14 protein-coding genes and 1 CRISPR repeat array are annotated in these 17,100 nt (G+C 43.0%); all 14 genes read left to right on the top strand.

The genetic code is table 11. From position 1 onward, the window contains the following. Position 1: 1 nt before the first annotated feature. The 14 genes from NLX73_RS07380 (at position 2) to cas1c (ending at position 17,093) form a co-directional block, all read left to right on the top strand. Positions 2 to 844 carry a hypothetical protein gene (locus NLX73_RS07380; protein WP_250261573.1) on the top strand — a complete coding sequence of 281 codons (843 nt, stop codon included), beginning with the start codon at positions 2 to 4 and terminating at the stop codon, positions 842 to 844. Positions 845 to 849: 5 nt separating this feature from the next. Beyond that, positions 850 to 1,386, top strand: a complete 537-nt coding sequence (locus NLX73_RS07375; protein ID WP_061829458.1) for a WXG100 family type VII secretion target — start codon at positions 850 to 852, stop codon at positions 1,384 to 1,386. Positions 1,387 to 1,635: 249 nt separating this feature from the next. After that, positions 1,636 to 1,911 (top strand): WXG100 family type VII secretion target, encoded by a 276-nt coding sequence (locus NLX73_RS07370; RefSeq protein WP_013309990.1) that lies wholly within the window; start codon positions 1,636 to 1,638, stop codon positions 1,909 to 1,911. Between the two features lie 201 nt (positions 1,912 to 2,112). Further along, positions 2,113 to 4,158 (top strand): serine/threonine-protein kinase, encoded by a 2,046-nt coding sequence (locus NLX73_RS07365; protein ID WP_254325792.1) that lies wholly within the window; start codon positions 2,113 to 2,115, stop codon positions 4,156 to 4,158. Between the two features lie 84 nt (positions 4,159 to 4,242). After that, entirely contained in the window at positions 4,243 to 4,995 is a 753-nt protein-coding gene (locus NLX73_RS07360) for a vWA domain-containing protein (protein WP_013309992.1), read from the top strand. 12 nt (positions 4,996 to 5,007) lie between these two features. Further along, the gene (locus NLX73_RS07355) at positions 5,008 to 5,844 is read left to right on the top strand and encodes a hypothetical protein (protein ID WP_250261570.1); all 837 of its coding nucleotides are present in this window, start codon (positions 5,008 to 5,010) and stop codon (positions 5,842 to 5,844) included. Between the two features lie 263 nt (positions 5,845 to 6,107). Further along, positions 6,108 to 6,917 (top strand): SDR family oxidoreductase, encoded by an 810-nt coding sequence (locus NLX73_RS07350; protein WP_061829403.1) that lies wholly within the window; start codon positions 6,108 to 6,110, stop codon positions 6,915 to 6,917. 245 nt (positions 6,918 to 7,162) lie between these two features. Next, positions 7,163 to 7,994: direct repeats of the CRISPR family, unit length 32 nt; unit sequence GTCGCACTCTATGTGAGTGCGTGGATTGAAAT. Positions 7,995 to 8,849: 855 nt separating this feature from the next. Then, positions 8,850 to 9,155: a hypothetical protein gene (locus NLX73_RS07345; RefSeq protein ID WP_254325791.1), complete on the top strand. Its 306-nt coding sequence runs from the start codon at positions 8,850 to 8,852 to the stop codon at positions 9,153 to 9,155. An 84-nt stretch (positions 9,156 to 9,239) separates the two neighbouring features. Then, positions 9,240 to 11,723 carry a CRISPR-associated helicase Cas3' gene (gene cas3, locus NLX73_RS07340; protein ID WP_254325790.1) on the top strand — a complete coding sequence of 828 codons (2,484 nt, stop codon included), beginning with the start codon at positions 9,240 to 9,242 and terminating at the stop codon, positions 11,721 to 11,723. A gap of 113 nt (positions 11,724 to 11,836) precedes the next feature. Further along, positions 11,837 to 12,553, top strand: a complete 717-nt coding sequence (cas5c, locus tag NLX73_RS07335) for a type I-C CRISPR-associated protein Cas5c (RefSeq protein ID WP_061829400.1) — start codon at positions 11,837 to 11,839, stop codon at positions 12,551 to 12,553. Then, the gene (gene cas8c / locus NLX73_RS07330; protein WP_254325789.1) at positions 12,554 to 14,500 is read left to right on the top strand and encodes a type I-C CRISPR-associated protein Cas8c/Csd1; all 1,947 of its coding nucleotides are present in this window, start codon (positions 12,554 to 12,556) and stop codon (positions 14,498 to 14,500) included. 43 nt (positions 14,501 to 14,543) lie between these two features. Further along, complete coding sequence (cas7c, locus tag NLX73_RS07325; protein ID WP_061829398.1) at positions 14,544 to 15,419, top strand: type I-C CRISPR-associated protein Cas7/Csd2; 876 nt, start codon at positions 14,544 to 14,546, stop codon at positions 15,417 to 15,419. After that, positions 15,406 to 16,065 (top strand): CRISPR-associated protein Cas4, encoded by a 660-nt coding sequence (cas4, locus tag NLX73_RS07320; RefSeq protein WP_061829397.1) that lies wholly within the window; start codon positions 15,406 to 15,408, stop codon positions 16,063 to 16,065. The genes cas7c and cas4 overlap by 14 nt, the downstream gene beginning before the upstream one ends. Beyond that, positions 16,062 to 17,093 (top strand): type I-C CRISPR-associated endonuclease Cas1c, encoded by a 1,032-nt coding sequence (gene cas1c / locus NLX73_RS07315; protein ID WP_254325788.1) that lies wholly within the window; start codon positions 16,062 to 16,064, stop codon positions 17,091 to 17,093. Before cas4 ends, cas1c begins: the two co-directional genes overlap by 4 nt. The last annotated feature ends 7 nt before the right edge of the window (positions 17,094 to 17,100 follow it).

Below are 17,100 nucleotides of genomic sequence, written 5' to 3'. Positions count from 1 at the left end.
AATGTTAACGTTTCAAGCTTCCAAGCAGAAGTTAATAACCCTCAAGGCGAAGGAACTGTTTTTTCTAGCAGGCGTATTGGGTTCTGACAGACTGCTTGGGGTGGAAGATCCGTTTAAGGGCTATCTAGCAGAGGAGTTGGCGGAAGAGTGGGAGCAGGTAAAAGCTACTCTTTTGGAAAAGGGTTATCTAAAGCGGGCAGATAAGGGCAAAGAGCTAGCAATGCCTCCTACCGTTTTTTCAAGAGTCGCTATCGCGGGATTATCCAACAGGGCTTGCCGTATACGCTATGTGCGGGGAGGCAAGCAGTTTGAAGGCTATCTCCATTGCACAAACGAACGTGTAGTGGAACTCGTGAAATCCGCTGATGAACCCGATGAGTATCGACTGTACGATCTGGGTAATGTGGAAAAGGCTTGCGAAACATTGATTGATAAAATGGGTTGGGTAGATCGACTTGTGCCTGAATCCCCCGCACTTATGTTCTCCAAGCAGGCATTTAATAAAATTTACGAGCAGTCGGCAGGAGAAAGTGTATCTCTGATCAGCAGTAAACTGACCGAGGCTAGCGGAGATGCAGAGGGGTCTGCAAGCCTGGCTCAGTCTTTGAGTTCCCGTGTAGCCGAGGGAGAATTGCAATTGCTGGTCTGGAACGGTAGGGAGTGGGAGTCACAACGGGCAGCCTTTGTCCTGTGTCCCGCAATGAACTGGATATTTCGGATGAGCTCCAGTGGTAACGGAGACTGGCTGATTGCAGCTATGGCTTCAAGAGATCAGTTTGTGGATTTATTATTAAATTGGTTGAAACAGTCGGCAGTGAATGAAGAAGTGACAGAAGAAGGGTGATGGATATGCGCATTCGAGTTGAACCGGATGTGCTTCGGGGGCTTAGCGGGCAGCTACAGCATGCGGCGGAGCAAATTCAACAGTTAACAGCAGGTTTGGAGCAGGCATTACAATCGCTGGATTGGGATGTATCTGCACGCGAGGCGATCTTGAATCATTGGATGCAGGCCAAGCGGATGTCAGAACAGATCCATGCTTACCTCCATACATCAGGTACACAACTGAACCGAAAGGCAGAGCAGTTTCAGTCTGTTGACCACAACTATCAAACGATTCTGTCATTTGCCAGCCAACCATTGGGACGACCCGTCACGATGCTCGATTGGTCGAATCAGCAATCACCGTCTATTCTGCCTGGGCAAGCTTCGGAAGGAGGCAGTCTGATTTCAAACCCGCAGTCTGTCGTACATGCCATTGCTGGTGTACAGTCTTCGGATATAGAAACGTTGCATCAGGATATTCTGATGCAGGCGTCTTCTAGCAGTCCGCAGGATTGGTATTTTACTGATCCGTCTACAGCAAGAGATCAGCCTGTCGCTTAGTTGGGAACGCGTTCCGGGACAATCTGGATCGACTGCAAAATTTACTTGAATTCGTTTCGCAATTCCCGGCTTTATGGGACTTATTAGGTGGTTATTTTGTTAATATTATACTGTTAGGTGCTGTTTTATAGTTAAAAAGTGGGATTATAACAATTAGGTCCTTTGCCTTTTGTAGGGAATTAAATAGCCATAGTACAATTTGAACCAGATAAACAAAAACATTATTTATCATCAAGGAGGACGCAAAAAATGGCAGGACGCATTTTAATTACCCCAGAACAGGTTGATCAGGTGGCTAACCAATTTAAACAAAGTGGTGAGCAAAGCCAGCAAATCGTTTCCAGTTTGACACAGTCCATCTCAGGTATGGAAGGTCAATGGGAAGGTATGACTAAGCAACGCTTCTTCCAAGAGTTTCAGGAAGCTAGCAAACAAATGCAAGCTTTCGTAACGACTTTGAATAGCATCAGCCAAGAATTGACAGCAATCGCTAACAAATTCCGTACGGTTGACCAAACGAAATAAGTTGCCTTGCCTGATAGGGATCAACTTATCATACACCACTCTATAAAGAAGCAATATGTGAGCCATTCCTCATGGTTTGGCACAGGATGTTCAGGAAAAACCGGGCGATCTTCGGATACCCGGTTTTCTTGCCATCCATAGATGTATATAATAAGGTGAGGAATACTAGCATACTGAATGATGTAAGGAGAGGGATGTTTCATGTCTTTTCAACCGAATCCGGGAGACGAATTGATCATAAACGGCACAGCTTATGTGGTTGGGCGACATCCCGCTGCACCCGGTTTAGCCTATGCTCAAGCAGGGCGACAGGGAATTGTATACCAGCTAAATGCCAAAAACGGAGCGCCGCATGAGGCCAAAGCCCTTAAGGTGTTTTTTCCGAAGTTCCGCATCCCGGCTATGGTTTATCAATCGGAGCATATGGAAGCATACGGGGATATTCCCGGTTTGCAGGTATGCAAGCGTGATGTGCTCACTCCAGAAAGAAACGGAAGTCTGATCGCCGAGCAGCCTGATTTGCTGTATGCGGTGCTGATGCCATGGGTTCACGGTATGACATGGTTCGATTGTCTCACAGATCAGCGTCAGCTTGAGGCTTCCGATAGTCTGGCTTTGGCCAGAGCATTGGCAGGGATCGGTTCAGCTATGGAGCAAAAAGGATTGGCGCATTGTGATTTATCGGCGCCGAATGTAATGCTTCCGTTTTTTTCTGAAGTGGAACTGCCTCAAGGCACGTCAGCTGTGGAATTGGTGGACGTGGAACAAATGTATAGTACTAAAATGGATCGTCCAGATGCTCTATTGGCAGGTTCGCCAGGGTATGCCGCCCATCGTACCGTCCACAGCGGGTTATGGAGTGCGTATGCAGACCGTTTTGCAGGGGCAATTATTATAGGAGAAATGCTAGGCTGGTCTGACCGTGTAGTAGTGGACAAAGCGTGGGGCGAAAGTTATTTTGATCAGCATGAAATGCAGACGCCTTGTGAACGTTATTTTATTTTACGAAAATCACTTGAATCCCGGTGGGGCAGCAAGGTGGTAGAATTGTTCAGCCGTGCCTGGGATAGTCAGGATTTAAGCAGTTGCCCTACTTTTGGCGAATGGCTGGTTGTACTTAATGCGGTTACTGAGCAGGAAATTCCAGTTGAGGCTATAGAACCGGAGCCTACTGCGACAGAAACAATAGAATCGGCAGCGGTGGGCGGCCTTGCCAGTGAAGCTGCACCCTCTTTGTCAGCGCCTGCACCGCTCAAAGCTGAACAGGCTGCATTGCTAAATCAGGCTGCTCTGGAGCAGGGAGAGCGTGGGGTAACGGACAAGCTGTTCCGACAGGCACGTGATTTGGAGCAGCAAAACAAACCTGCTGCAGCGCTAGAAGTATACCGGTCGTTGTATCATTTTGTAGAAGACGGTAGTCCTCTGCATGTGGAGGTGTCGGCTGCGATCACAGGGCTAGAGGAGCAGTTGAATCCCGAGACGCCAGAGCAACCTGAAAAATCAAAAGCCTGGTATCGCTCCAAAGCATTTATCGTGACAACTGCGGCCGCAGTCGTTCTATTGGCAGCTGGAATCCCAGCCGTGAATATTCTTGCAGATCAGTCCAATCAGCGGCAAATCGAGGCAGCCAAGCAGGAAGAGGCAGCGAAGGCTGCAAAGGCGGCCGAGGAAAAGCTGGCAGCCGAGCAGGAAGCGGCTCAAAAATTGCTGACGGAGAAACAACGACAGGAAGCGGAACAGCAGACCAAACAACAGGCACTTGCTGCTCAAAAGCAACAGGAGGAGCAGAAGAAACAGCAAGCCCTTATCGCTCAACAGGTTAAATATGAAGCTTATCTCGCCCAAAAGGAACAAAACAAGCAGGCGGCTGCCAAGTTGGCGAAGCAAAAAGCGTATGATCAACAGGCAAAGTATGAAAAATACTTGGCTTTGAAAAAAGAGCAGGAAGCTCGTGCCGCCCAGGAAGAGGCAGCTCGTAAGGCAGCAGCCGAGGCGGAACAAAAGCAAAAAGAGTCCATCCATGCACGAAACAAGGAGAACGTTCTTCAGCTTATTTCCCTGTACAACAAGGCGTATGCCTCTCAGGAAGGTGGAAGCGCTGCGAAGGCTAAGAGCTTTGCCAAGCGTTTTAGAACACTATATGATAGTAATCCTTCTTATTATCGTTCGGTAGGTGAAGTGGGATATCGGGCTTCCTCGATTTATAACTTTTTAGGAGATACGAATTTTAGACTGCCTAAAATTTAATATTTCATATGTTTATATATGGGTGGAATGATAGATACAAAACAGATGGAGATAGAAGGTAACTGAGGGGAGCATGTACAAACTATGAATTATACAATACAGGCTTCACAACGTACTCCCGCCCTAATCATTTACCTGATTGACATCAGCGCGTCGATGAACATGCTGATGGAGGGGCGGCGGCGTATTGACGTTGTATATGAAGCTATATCGTTGGCGATCCGGCAGATGGTTTTTCGGTCAACCAAAGGAAATCGGCTGACAGCGCGTTATCGGATTGCGATTTTGGCTTATAGTGACGACGTGTATGACCTGCTGAATGGTGTCAAGGGAATTGATGAAATCGCAGCTATTGGTTCGTTGCCCGATTTGACACCCAAACGATTCTCGGATTCAGCAAAAGCCTTCTTGCAAGCTGAACGTATTTTGCAGGCAGAATTACCAGGGATGCAGGACTGTCCTGCACCTTTGGTCTGTCATATGACAGATGGGGTTTCAACAGGCGATGATCCAGAACCGATTGCGAAGCGTATTATGAGCATGAGTGTACCGGACGGTAATGTACTGGTGGAAAATATATTTTTATCCGACAGGTTGCTGGAAACGCCTATTCAGGACCCCCGTCGCTGGAAAGGTCTGACGCATAATACGCCGTTGCAGGATGAACATGCTGTGAAATTGCGTGATATGTCTTCTGTACTGCCTGAAAGCTATCGAGAAATGCTGTTTGAGGCAGATTATCAGTTAGGTGAAGGAGCCATTATGATGCTGCCCGGAACCTGTGCGGAACTGGTGTCCATTGGGTTCCAAATGTCGGCCGCAACGCCTGTACGGTAAGGAGGTAAAAGCATGAATCCACTGCTGTCCCTGCTCCCGGCGAGCAAAAAAAAGGGAATGAATGCAAGGCTGACTCAGCAATTTGCTTACATAAGCTCTCAGACAGGCGATCAGCCTTTATCATCTCATCACAGTCGTTTTATGTGTCGTTATGGCTATGGAAGGTCTGCCGAATCTGCCAGTATGGGGGAAAGCGGACAGGATTTCGCCGCAGTACGTATTCATAAATCCGTCTGTTGTTTTGTCTTGTGTGATGGTGTCGGGCTCAGTTACCGAGGAGATTTTGCAGCCCGCTATCTGGGTTCTTCTTTACTGGATTGGATGGAACGGGGACAAGATCTGTCTGCTGATCAATTGAGAGTGTACCTTGAACGTTTGGCAGGTACAGCGGCAGAGGAACTGGATCGGCAGCCTTTGGATCACGAATCAGGCTTAATGCGTTCGGTATTGGAAGATAAACGTCGTCAGGGAAGCCAGTCCATGTATATTTGCGGTAAAATCGAACTGCCGAAGCGTGGTGGCCGTGGCCGTCTCCGACTTGCCTGGCAAGGGGATTCACGTTTGCGACTATGGAACGGTGCCGAGGAAATCAGCGAGCTGTTCGATCATACTTTCTCTACAGCGGAGCGCTGGTCTACAAGTCGTGGGCCGATTGGAGGGAAGCCTCATTGGTATGAAAGAAGCATACCCGTTGATATGCCGATGAGATTACAGGTATATACGGATGGTTTATCCGATTTAGACCCCATTCGCGAGCCTGTCCCTGATGAGCAGATACAGGTATTGCTGGATGCATCCCATACCGGGGGACTTGATGATGATGCTGCATTTATTGAGTTGCAGTGGTAAATAAATAAGAAAGGACGTTATACAACCATGGATATGGATGTATACGTCCTTTTTTTGATGAATACTTAGAACATAACGATTCTTTAAGATATTTGTAGAATGTAACGATGAAGATAAGGAAAGAGGCGCTAATACGCGTAATATTCGCTCTTTTCTTAAATATCGCAAAGGAATAGCAAAAAATGCGCAAAAATAGTGATTATAAAGTATATCCTTTTGGGTAATCTTGTGATTATACAGATTACAGAAAGGGAGCGATACATATGAGCTACACATATGCAGGAGGCGCGCGCTTTGAAGGCAAAACTGCTCTAATCACGGGAGCTGGTTCTGGGATTGGCAAGGCAACGGCCATTCAGATGGCTAGAGAAGGAGCGAATGTCGCTCTTTTTGACGTAAGTAATGAGCGCATTTCGGAGACAGAAAGAGAAATTAATGCTATACGTGAAGGATCAGCGCGGGCTTTTGACGTGGACATTGCCGATCCGGTGCGTGTGGAAAAAGCAGTTCTGGAAGCGGTTGAATTATTTGGCGGGCTGCATATCATTTTTGCCAATGCTGGGATTAACGGGGTCGTCGGACCGATTGAGGATCTGAGCATTGAGGATTGGCGGCAAACATTGTCCACGAATCTGGATGGTACCTTCCTGACGGTGAAGTATACAATACCACATTTGAAAAAGAACGGTGGCGGCAGCATTATTATTACCAGCTCCATTAATGGAAATCAGCGCTTTACCAGCTTTGGGATGTCAGCCTATAGCACATCGAAGGCGGGTCAAACCGGTTTTGCTAAAATGGCTGCGCTGGAGCTGGCTAAGTTCCGTATTCGTGTGAATGTCATCTATCCGGGTGCCATCTCGACGAATATTGATGAAACCACGGAGAAATCGGAAGGGTTAAAGCAAATTACCATCCCCGTCAAGTTTCCCGAAGGAGGACAACCGTTGGCTGATGGGCCGGGTCAACCCGAGCAGGTAGCTGATTTGGTGACATTTTTGGCCTCTGATCATTCGCGACACATTACTGGCGCACAAATTGTCATTGATGGGGCAGAGTCGTTATTGTTTTAGAAATAGAGCATTCTCTGGGACAGAGAAATGTTTTGTGGTATCCTGAGTGTATTATCTTGGTTACGGTGCGAATGTGAAGCTCACATAAAAAACCTGGATCCTTCGCACCTCGAAATTTGTCGAAATGGTTTTGAATTAGCTTTCTTCGTTAGAAGTCAATAATCGATTCAAGCTTTTTTGGCATCGTTTTTTTCGAAAATGCATGGAATTAATATCATTAGGGTATTAATTCCTTCATTTTCGCGGTCGCACTCTATGTGAGTGCGTGGATTGAAATTGTCCGCACACGCACCCGTGCGCATACCAGGTAAGTCGCACTCTATGTGAGTGCGTGGATTGAAATTCCCAGGTATGGGACACCGTACAAGGAACCAAAGAGTCGCACTCTATGTGAGTGCGTGGATTGAAATGTATTTCGGAACGGATACTACGTTTTGATCCAGAGTCGCACTCTATGTGAGTGCGTGGATTGAAATCACTCACCAAAACGACATATTAAACTATGATCCACGTCGCACTCTATGTGAGTGCGTGGATTGAAATTACGTGACTTTTATAGAACCCAGACAACGCATTGTCGCACTCTATGTGAGTGCGTGGATTGAAATTTTCTAGTCTTATGCCTATGACTTATCTATATATGGTCGCACTCTATGTGAGTGCGTGGATTGAAATCATCCAGTAAGCTGTTGCCTTACCGTCCTTTTTACAGGTCGCACTCTATGTGAGTGCGTGGATTGAAATCATTGTAGCGTGACCGAGAGCCCGCTGCGTAGCGGTCGCACTCTATGTGAGTGCGTGGATTGAAATCTAATCGACAAACCATCTTAGGCATTGGTGCTGGAGGTCGCACTCTATGTGAGTGCGTGGATTGAAATTGTTACGCGGCTCCGTTCTGCCGCTGCCGCTGCGTCGCACTCTATGTGAGTGCGTGGATTGAAATCTCTGTCAATTCTGCAGTTTTTACTGCAGCTTCGTCGCACTCTATGTGAGTGCGTGGATTGAAATGCAATCCCCGTACTGGACTATCCGGTTCATGGGTACCGTCGCACTCTATATGAGTGCGTGAATTGAAATACATAGGGAGTAGGGGGAAGAGGATGTTAAGCCTCTCGTCGCACTCTATATAAGCGTAGGATTGAGGGGTGAGCGAGGGACAGGAATGTAGGGTCATATTCTGCTTAGAATCAGTAAATGAAATTAGGCCGAATATATTTCAGTTTTACATCAGATCATATATCCTACATATATCGAGAATCTTCAGAGATAAACTTCTGGGGATTTTTTTGTTTCTGTGTAATTTAGTTCATATAATAAAAATTTATGATATTTTATTTATTTGAAATTAATTTGTTAATAAATACAAAATAAACATGATATAAATGGGTCTTAGCTAAGAAAGCGCATTTATAGTATTCATCGACAGAGAGGTAGAGATATTCGGTTGGTGAAGGGAAGTTGCGCGTATTATGGTGGTGAGAATGGCACCCAGCATTTTATTGGATTATTTACTTAAGAAGTTCAAGGTATAATTCTAAAAAGCGGTAACTGACTTGTATGTGTCTTCTATACAGCAGTATAGCAATATCTTAGGTAAACAGGAGGAAGAGAGTAGGACGAAGAAACGGAAGTTATATTTTTTGAAAAATGAAAAAACCCGCTAAGGGCGGGCTTCTCTAATACAATTATATAATTTTCAATCCACGCTATACAGCGACAAGCCGAGTGTATCATAAATTGTTATTTTAAAGCAATTTTTTATTAAAGAGATAACCTATGCAAAATGTGATTATTGTTATTTTTTAGGGATATATGTTATTGTGTGATTTATGTCGTTCTTATAGAATTTAATTAGAATTATCATTGGACTTGGGATGATATTTTATTGATAAACATTAATCAAGTATAACTATAAAGGAGTGACCAAAAATTGTGAGAAAAAGCAGTTCAAAAAAAGTGGATTGTCGGAACGAAATTACTATAGTGTTACCAGTAGATTTATTAGATCGAGATGAGCTATTGGATTATTTTCGTGCCAAAGGGATACTTGCCGACGAAATTGGAATTTGGAATAATATATGTGAACCAGATGCTAAAGAGAAATTTAAACGGATGGAAGAAGAACTTAGAGATACGAAGCGAAAATTAAGGGCGCTTGCTAATGAAGTCAAACGAAAGAATTGTGCAATAGCAGACATTATTACTCCGATAATACTTGGAGAAAAGATCAAATTTTAAAGATAAAACAAACTTAAAGTGGACTTCATTTGCGGTATTTAATTCAACAATGCTCATACCCCAATTGGACAAGGAGATTAAAAAATGCAATATATCGCCCACATACGGGAAAGCGACCAAGAGATTCAAACGGTTGCCGAACATCTATTGGAAACCCGACAATTAGCAGAAACCTATGGAGAAAAAATAGGTATTCGACATATCACCGGACTCGCTGGCATGCTGCATGACTTGGGGAAGTACACGGAAAAGTTTCAAAATTACATACGTTTGGCGGTACAAAATCCTGACAATCCACCGAAACGAGGAAGTGTAGATCATTCTAGTGCGGGTGGAAAGTTATTATTTAATCTTTTTCACATTCAACCTCAAGGCACATTCGATAAGCAGGGTTTATTTATCAAATATATATTGACCGAAGTTGTAGCAAATGCTATTATTTCACACCATTCTTATTTGCAGGATTTTTTAAACCCACAGCTGGAATCAAGATTTTTGTATCGGGTGCGTGACCTAGAGATAGAGGGGTTTAAAGATGCAGTAGCGCTTTTCTACAAGCAGGTAATGGAGAAATCTACATTTTTTAATTATGTGAATCAAGCAAAGGCTGAGTTGGATCAATATATGAACCGAGATGATGAGGCAGATTTTGAACTCAAATTGATGTATTTATCCAAGTTTGTGTTTAGCGCTTTGATCGATGCAGATCGAACCAATACTCGCTGCTTTGAAGAAAATAAGAACACAGGCGATAAGATCGCAGTTGAAGCAATGAATCACCAAAAGTTATTTCATGAGTATTACGAAAAATTAATGATGCACATCAAATCCCTACTAGCAGCCAAGGATGCCAATACACCTATTAATCTATTAAGGAAAGAAATGTCCGAACAATGCGAACAGTTTGCAGAAAGGCCCTCTGGAATACATACGCTCTCGATCCCCACAGGCGGTGGAAAGACGCTCGCCAGCTTTCGTTATGCCTTAAAACACGCTGTAACATTTAAGAAGAAACATATTATTTATGTCGTTCCATTTACGACCATTATTGAACAAAATGCCCGAGAAGTTCGCGAAATAATAGTGGACGATGCGAATATTCTGGAACATCACTCTAATGTGGTCATAGACGAGGTAGAAGAGGGAGAGAGTAATGAGCTTGAAGATGTAGTTGTGAGTACGCGTCAAAAATTAAAGCTGGCTAAGGACAATTGGGATTCGCCGATCATTTTCACCACAATGGTGCAATTTTTAAATGTTTTTTATGCTGGTGGCAGTAGAAATATTCGAAGACTTCACAATTTAAGCGAGTCTGTCATTATTTTTGATGAAGTACAAAAAGTCCCTACTCACTGTATTTCATTATTTAATCAAGCAGTGAATTTTTTGAAAACATATGCTCATTCAGGTATTGTTCTCTGCACGGCTACACAACCCGAATTGGATTTTGTACATAACAAGCTAGAAATCGAGTCAGATACAGAAATGGTGCATGACCTGAACCATGTTGTAGAAGCATTTAAGCGGGTTGAAATTGTGGATAAAGCAACGGATATGAAATTTAATACGGAGAAACTTGCCGACTTTGTTGAGGAAAGAATTGCTGATGAACAAAGCGTGCTCGTTATTTTAAATACAAAAACGGTGGTGAAAAACCTATATCACAGATTAAAAGAAGGAAGCGGTACAGTCCCGATCTACCATTTAAGCACATCCATGTGTCCAGCCCATCGCAATTCCATATTGGAGAAAGTTAAAAATCACCTGCAACATAACGAGCCTGTCGTTTGCATCAGTACACAATTAATTGAAGCGGGAGTGGATATCAGTTTTAAGTGTGTCATTCGGTCCTTGGCTGGTTTGGATTCCATTGCTCAGGCGGCGGGCAGATGTAATCGCCACGGAGAAGATAGAATGAAGCAAGTATATGTCATTGATCATGAAGAAGAAGATCTCAAGCGATTAAAAGAAATCAGAATAGGTAAAGAGATTTCCAGAAAAATGTTCATTGACTTAAAACGCAACAAAACTTGCTTAGGCGGAAACGTATTATCAGCTCAGTCCATGGAAATATATTTTCAAAAATATTATTCCGAGTTAAAGACCGACTTAAATTATTTTATTCCTAAATTGAGAAAAAACATGACTGAACTATTATATGCCAATCGTATAGAAAATACTTATTTTCAATCTTATTGCAAAGAAAATGAGACGATTCTTCCTTTATTCTTAGCGAATAGCTATAGGACGGCAGCGGACCATTTTCAAGTCATTGAGGATCATACTACCGCGGTAATTGTTCCTTATGGGGATGGAGAAAAAGAAGGAAAGGAGATCATCGCGGACCTAAATGGACAGCAAAGCATAGCAGACCTTACCGATTTGTTACGCAGGGCACAACAATTCACTATTAATATATTTAACTATGAGAAAGACCGATTAGATCAAAATAAGGGGTTAGTTTCTTTTTTGGATGGAAAAATATATGCACTAACCGATGGAGCTTACGATGACTGTTATGGCCTTAACCTTGAAAATGACAGTCTGCTTAGTGGATTTATCCTTTAAAAACTCTTTGATTGGGACTAGGGACTTATATTCTACATTGACTGACCCTGCCAAAAGTAATATTCTGGTACTGTGTTTAGAAAAAATAGTCATAGAAAGGAGGTAAATGCTAGTTGAGAAATGCGATCGAATTTAAAGTTTATGGAGATTATGCACTGTTCACAGATCCACTAACCAAACTTGGTGGTGAGAAATTAACTTATAGTGTTCCAACATATCAGGCGTTAAAAGGTATTGTCGAAAGTATTTATTGGAAGCCTACGATCATGATGGTAGTAGACAAAGTTCGTGTTCTTCATGCTATTCGGATGGAATCCAAAGGCGTTCGCCCCATCGAATATGGCGGTGGTAATACCCTTGCTAATTATACTTACTTGAAAGATCCCTGTTATGAGGTTCAGGCTCATTTTGAATTTAATCCGCATCGCCCCGAGATGGAATATGACCGTAATGAGAATAAGCATCATAACATTCTCAAGCGATCATTACTTGCTGGTGGGCGTAGAGATATTTTCCTAGGTACACGAGAATGCCAAGCTTATGTAGAGCCTTGTGAATTTGGTATAGAAGCAGGTTTTTACGATAACTATGGTGACATTCATTTAGGCAATATGGTACATGGAATTAACTATCCAGATGAGACAGGCAGGGATCAAATGGAAGTCCGTTTGTGGAATCCAGTAATGAAGGACGGAGTCATTGATTTTATTCGACCGGAGGAATGCACACAAGTTCGCACAATAGCGAATATGCAACCTAAACGGTTTGATGAAAATAATGTTCAATCCGCTGATGAGTTGCTTGCGCAATGGGAAGGGTGGGGGAATTAAATGAGCTGGTTGCTAAATTTATATGAAACGTATGAATCTAATCTTGACCGTGTTGGTGTGATTGAGAAGAAACATAATGATCGTGAATATACATTGTTGCCTATTTCCCACACGACCCAAAATGCGCAGATCGAAGTCGAAGTTACAGAACAAGGTGATTTTCATTCAGCCAGGATATTGGATAAAAATGAGTTTAGTACATTGATTCCTTCTACTGAAAAATCCGCCAGTAGAGCCGGCTCTGTCATATCACCTTATCCGCTGCATGATAAATTAAGCTATGTTGCCGGAGATTTTGTAGCATATGGTGGAAAAATAAAAAAAGAAGAACCATTTTCTGCTTATATTCAGCAGTTAGAAGGCTGGGCTACTTCAGATTATGCCACTTCAAAGGTGAAAAGCATATATCGTTACTTAAGCAAGCGCCGCCTGATTAAAGACTTAGTAGACGAGTCAATTTTATATCTTGATGCGGATCAGAAATTAATAAGTACATGGGACAAGAAGTACGAACCTATACATGGGGAAAAACCACCTATATTTACAGCGGTTCCTGGTGAACAAGAGAGCGTATTCATTCGTTTTAATGTGTACTCTCCAGATAAAGTTTTAGCTAAAGTTTGGGAAGATAAAGAAATGTATGATTCATTTGTTAGTTACTATAGCCAGTTGCTGGGAGAAGAAGACATTTGCTATGTTACTGGAAAGCAGCTCCCTAGCACAGACAAGCATGCCAATAAAATCAGAAATTCCGGGGATAAGGCGAAGTTGATTTCCGCCAATGATACGAGTGGATTCACGTTCAGAGGACGATTTGCCCACAGTCATGAAGCTGCAAGTATCAGTTATGAAGTATCTCAAAAGGCTCATAATGCCTTAAAATGGCTCATTAACCGTCAAGGTAAAGTCATGGAGCAACGTGTTTTTCTAGTGTGGGGAAATGATGAACCGAGTATTCTGAATTTTACCGAAAATGATAATATCTTTGCAATGGGCTTGCCATCCAAGGCTAAAGAAATAAAAAGTCATACAAACGAAGAGTTTGCTTTTGAATTAGCCAAAGCGTTAACGGGTTATGCCAATACACTAGCTGTCAAATCTAATTCCAAAGCAAAAGTCAATATTCTTGTACTTGACTCAGCAACAACAGGGCGGATGGCTGTGATCTATTATCGTAATTTGGATAAAAAATTGTATTTTGAAAAGCTTATTCACTGGCATTCCACCTGTGTATGGCTTCATCACTATCAGAAGGATGAGCAGGGTGAATATTTACAATTTTGGGGTGCTCCAGCAACGAAAGATATTGCTTTTGCAGCATACGGTTCAAAGGCTAATGATAAACTCGTTAAGGGTTTGATTGAACGAATGCTCCCCTGTATAGTAGATGGTCAAAACATTCCTCAGGATATTGTGAGGAGTGCTATTAACCGCGCCTCTAACCCAGTATCCATGGACAAGTGGGAATGGGAGAAAACACTGAGCGTGACATGTGCTTTGGTTAACCAACGGGAGGGATACAATGTGGTATTAGATAAAGAAAATATGGATCGCAGTTATTTATTTGGCAGATTGTTGGCGATAGCAGATGTAATGGAACGAAGCGCATTAGACAAGGATGAGAAGCGATCTACGAATGCAATCCGATATATGAATGCATTCTCACAACATCCGGAAAGAACCTGGAGAACCATTCAGAATGCCTTGCAGCCACATCAGGCCAGACTTGGTAAACGCTTAAGCTATTATTCCAATATGATTGATGAAGTGCTTCACAAAATCCCCTTCAACGAATTCAACAATAAACCATTGACCGGGAAATACTTGTTAGGACTCAGTAGCCAACGCTATGAAATCTACCATAATAATCATAAAAAAGATCTTGAGGGTAATAACGACAACAAAGAGAACAACACCTTAGACATGAATGAACAGCAGGAATCCTAAGTAACTTTAAAAATATGTAGGTACATTAAAGGAGAGTAATCATATGTCCGTGTTGGATCACAAAATTGATTTCGCAGTTGTATTGTCGGTTACTAGAGCAAATCCCAATGGCGATCCCCTGAATGGTAATCGTCCGCGGCAAAATTACGATGGTTATGGTGAGATTTCAGATGTGTCTCTGAAACGGAAATTGAGAAATCGTCTGCAAGACATGGGAGAGTCTATTTTTGTTCAATCGAATGATCGTAAATCGGATGCTTTTAATAGTTTAAGAGAACGTGCAGATGCCAATCCTGAATTGGAAAAATTCTTCAAGGGCAAGGAAGGCTCAAGTGATGAATTTGCTAAAATTGCCTGTCAGGAATGGATAGATGTTCGTAGCTTCGGTCAAGTATTTGCGTTCAAGGCGGCGAGTAAGGGAGCAGGAGTGTCCGTTGGGGTAAGAGGGCCTGTATCTATACATACGGCAACCAGTATAGATCCTATTGATATTACAAGTATGCAAATTACAAAAAGTGTAAACTCCGAACCAGGGAAAGAAAGAGGTTCCGATACGATGGGGATGAAGCATCGGGTGGATTTCGGCGTGTACCTTTTCAAAGGAAGTATTAATACGCAGTTAGCTGAAAAAACAGGGTTTACCAACGAAGATGCTGGAAAGATCAAGGATGCGCTGATTTCGTTATTTGAAAATGATGTCTCATCCGCTCGTCCTGACGGTAGTATGGAGGTTCATAAAGTCTATTGGTGGGAGCACAATTCCAAACTCGGAAAATACTCATCTGCTAAAGTACACCGATCTTTGGAAGTGAAACCGAAAGAAAATGTAAGTGCAATCGACAAATCTTTTGATACACATTATGAATGTATTTTAACACCGCTCGAAGGATTAGAGGTCCAAGAGTATGCAGGTCTATAACGAAGAAGATTATTTGCTGCTATCCGGTTTACAGCATTTTAATTTTTGTAGAAGACAGTGGGCGCTTATTCACATTGAGCAGCAATGGGAAGAAAACGTGCGGACGATTGAGGGCAATCATTTGCACAGGAAAGCCGATCAGCCCATGATTCGTGAAAAAAGAGGGGACAAGCTCATCGTACGCGCGTTACCTGTACATTCCAGAGAGCTTGGAATTACAGGAATCTGTGACGTGGTAGAGTTCATATGTGATCCCCTTGGTGTTCCGCTTGCAGGGGAGGAAGGTACCTACCTTCCTTTTCCTGTTGAATACAAGCGTGGCAAACCAAAACGAAATGACTCGGATCATGCACAATTGGTCGCACAAGTGATGTGTCTTGAAGAAATGCTCGTGTGCGAGATTTCAAAAGGCTACTTTTATTACGATGAGATCAAACACCGTGTAGAGGTCATCATCACGGCGGCTGACCGAGAGCGTGTGCGTACAAGCTTGCAGGAAATGCGGCATTATTTTGAGCGAAATCATACACCTAAAGCCAAAGCGGGACCACACTGTCTGAGCTGCTCACTACATAACATATGTGTTCCCGAAATACTGAATAAAAAATCAGTTTCAAGCTTTATTGAAAGCAGGATAGCTGAATGAAAAAATTACTAAACACATTATTTGTGACCATGCCAGATACGTACTTGTCACTAGATGGGGAAAATATGGTGATCAAACAAGAAGAGTCCATTCTTGCACGGTATCCTTTGCACAATTTGGAGGCGGTTTGCACTTTTGGCTATTCAGGGGTCAGTCCAGGCCTCATGGGAGCTTGTGCAACACGCAATATAGACCTAACCTTTATGACACGAAGCGGACGCTTCTTGGCGAGAGTTACCGGGGAAAGCCGGGGAAATGTGGTGCTGAGAAAAGAACAGTACCGGATTTCCGATGATGATAGAAGAAGTGCTCTTGTAGCCAGAAATATGATTATAGGCAAAATATATAACCATAAATGGATTTTGGAACGGGCAACAAGGGATTACCCACTTCGTATTGATACGGAACGCATGAAGAAGGTGACCGCTTCTTTGACAAAGATCATGAAGCAAGTCCGAGAAGTGGAGGAACTGGACATATTACGCGGTTTGGAGGGGACGGCGGCAGTTCAGTACAATTCCGTGTGGGATGAGCTGATCTTGCAGCAAAAAGATGATTTTTACTTCCATGGGCGCCATAAGCGCCCGCCGCTAGATAATGTGAATGCCCTATTATCTTTTGCCTATACACTGCTGTCCAACGATATGAAATCTGCACTGGAAGCTGTCGGTCTGGATGCTTATGTAGGTTTTCTGCATCGAGATCGTCCAGGGCGAGCCTCCTTGGCACTGGATGTGATGGAAGAGCTTCGAGGAGTATATGCCGACCGTTTTGTCCTTACATTGATTAACAAAAAATTGATTCATGGGAAAGGATTTTACAAAAAAGAAAACGGGGCTGTGATGATGGACGATGATACGAGGAAAATCGTATTGAAGGCATGGCAAGAACGAAAACAGGAAAAAATGATTCATCCTTATTTGAATGAGAAAATGTCTTGGGGACTGGTGCCCTATTCACAGGCTTTGCTCTTGGCTAGATATATTCGGGGAGATTTGGACGAGTATCCTCCATTTTTGTGGAAGTAGGTGTGAA

The sequence above is a fragment of the Paenibacillus sp. CH40 genome, assembly GCF_024213605.1.
Taxonomy (GTDB): Bacteria; Bacillota; Bacilli; order Paenibacillales; family Paenibacillaceae; genus Paenibacillus; species Paenibacillus polymyxa_B.
Note: the sequence above shows the minus strand (reverse complement) of the source record. Positions and strands in the feature narration are given on the sequence as shown.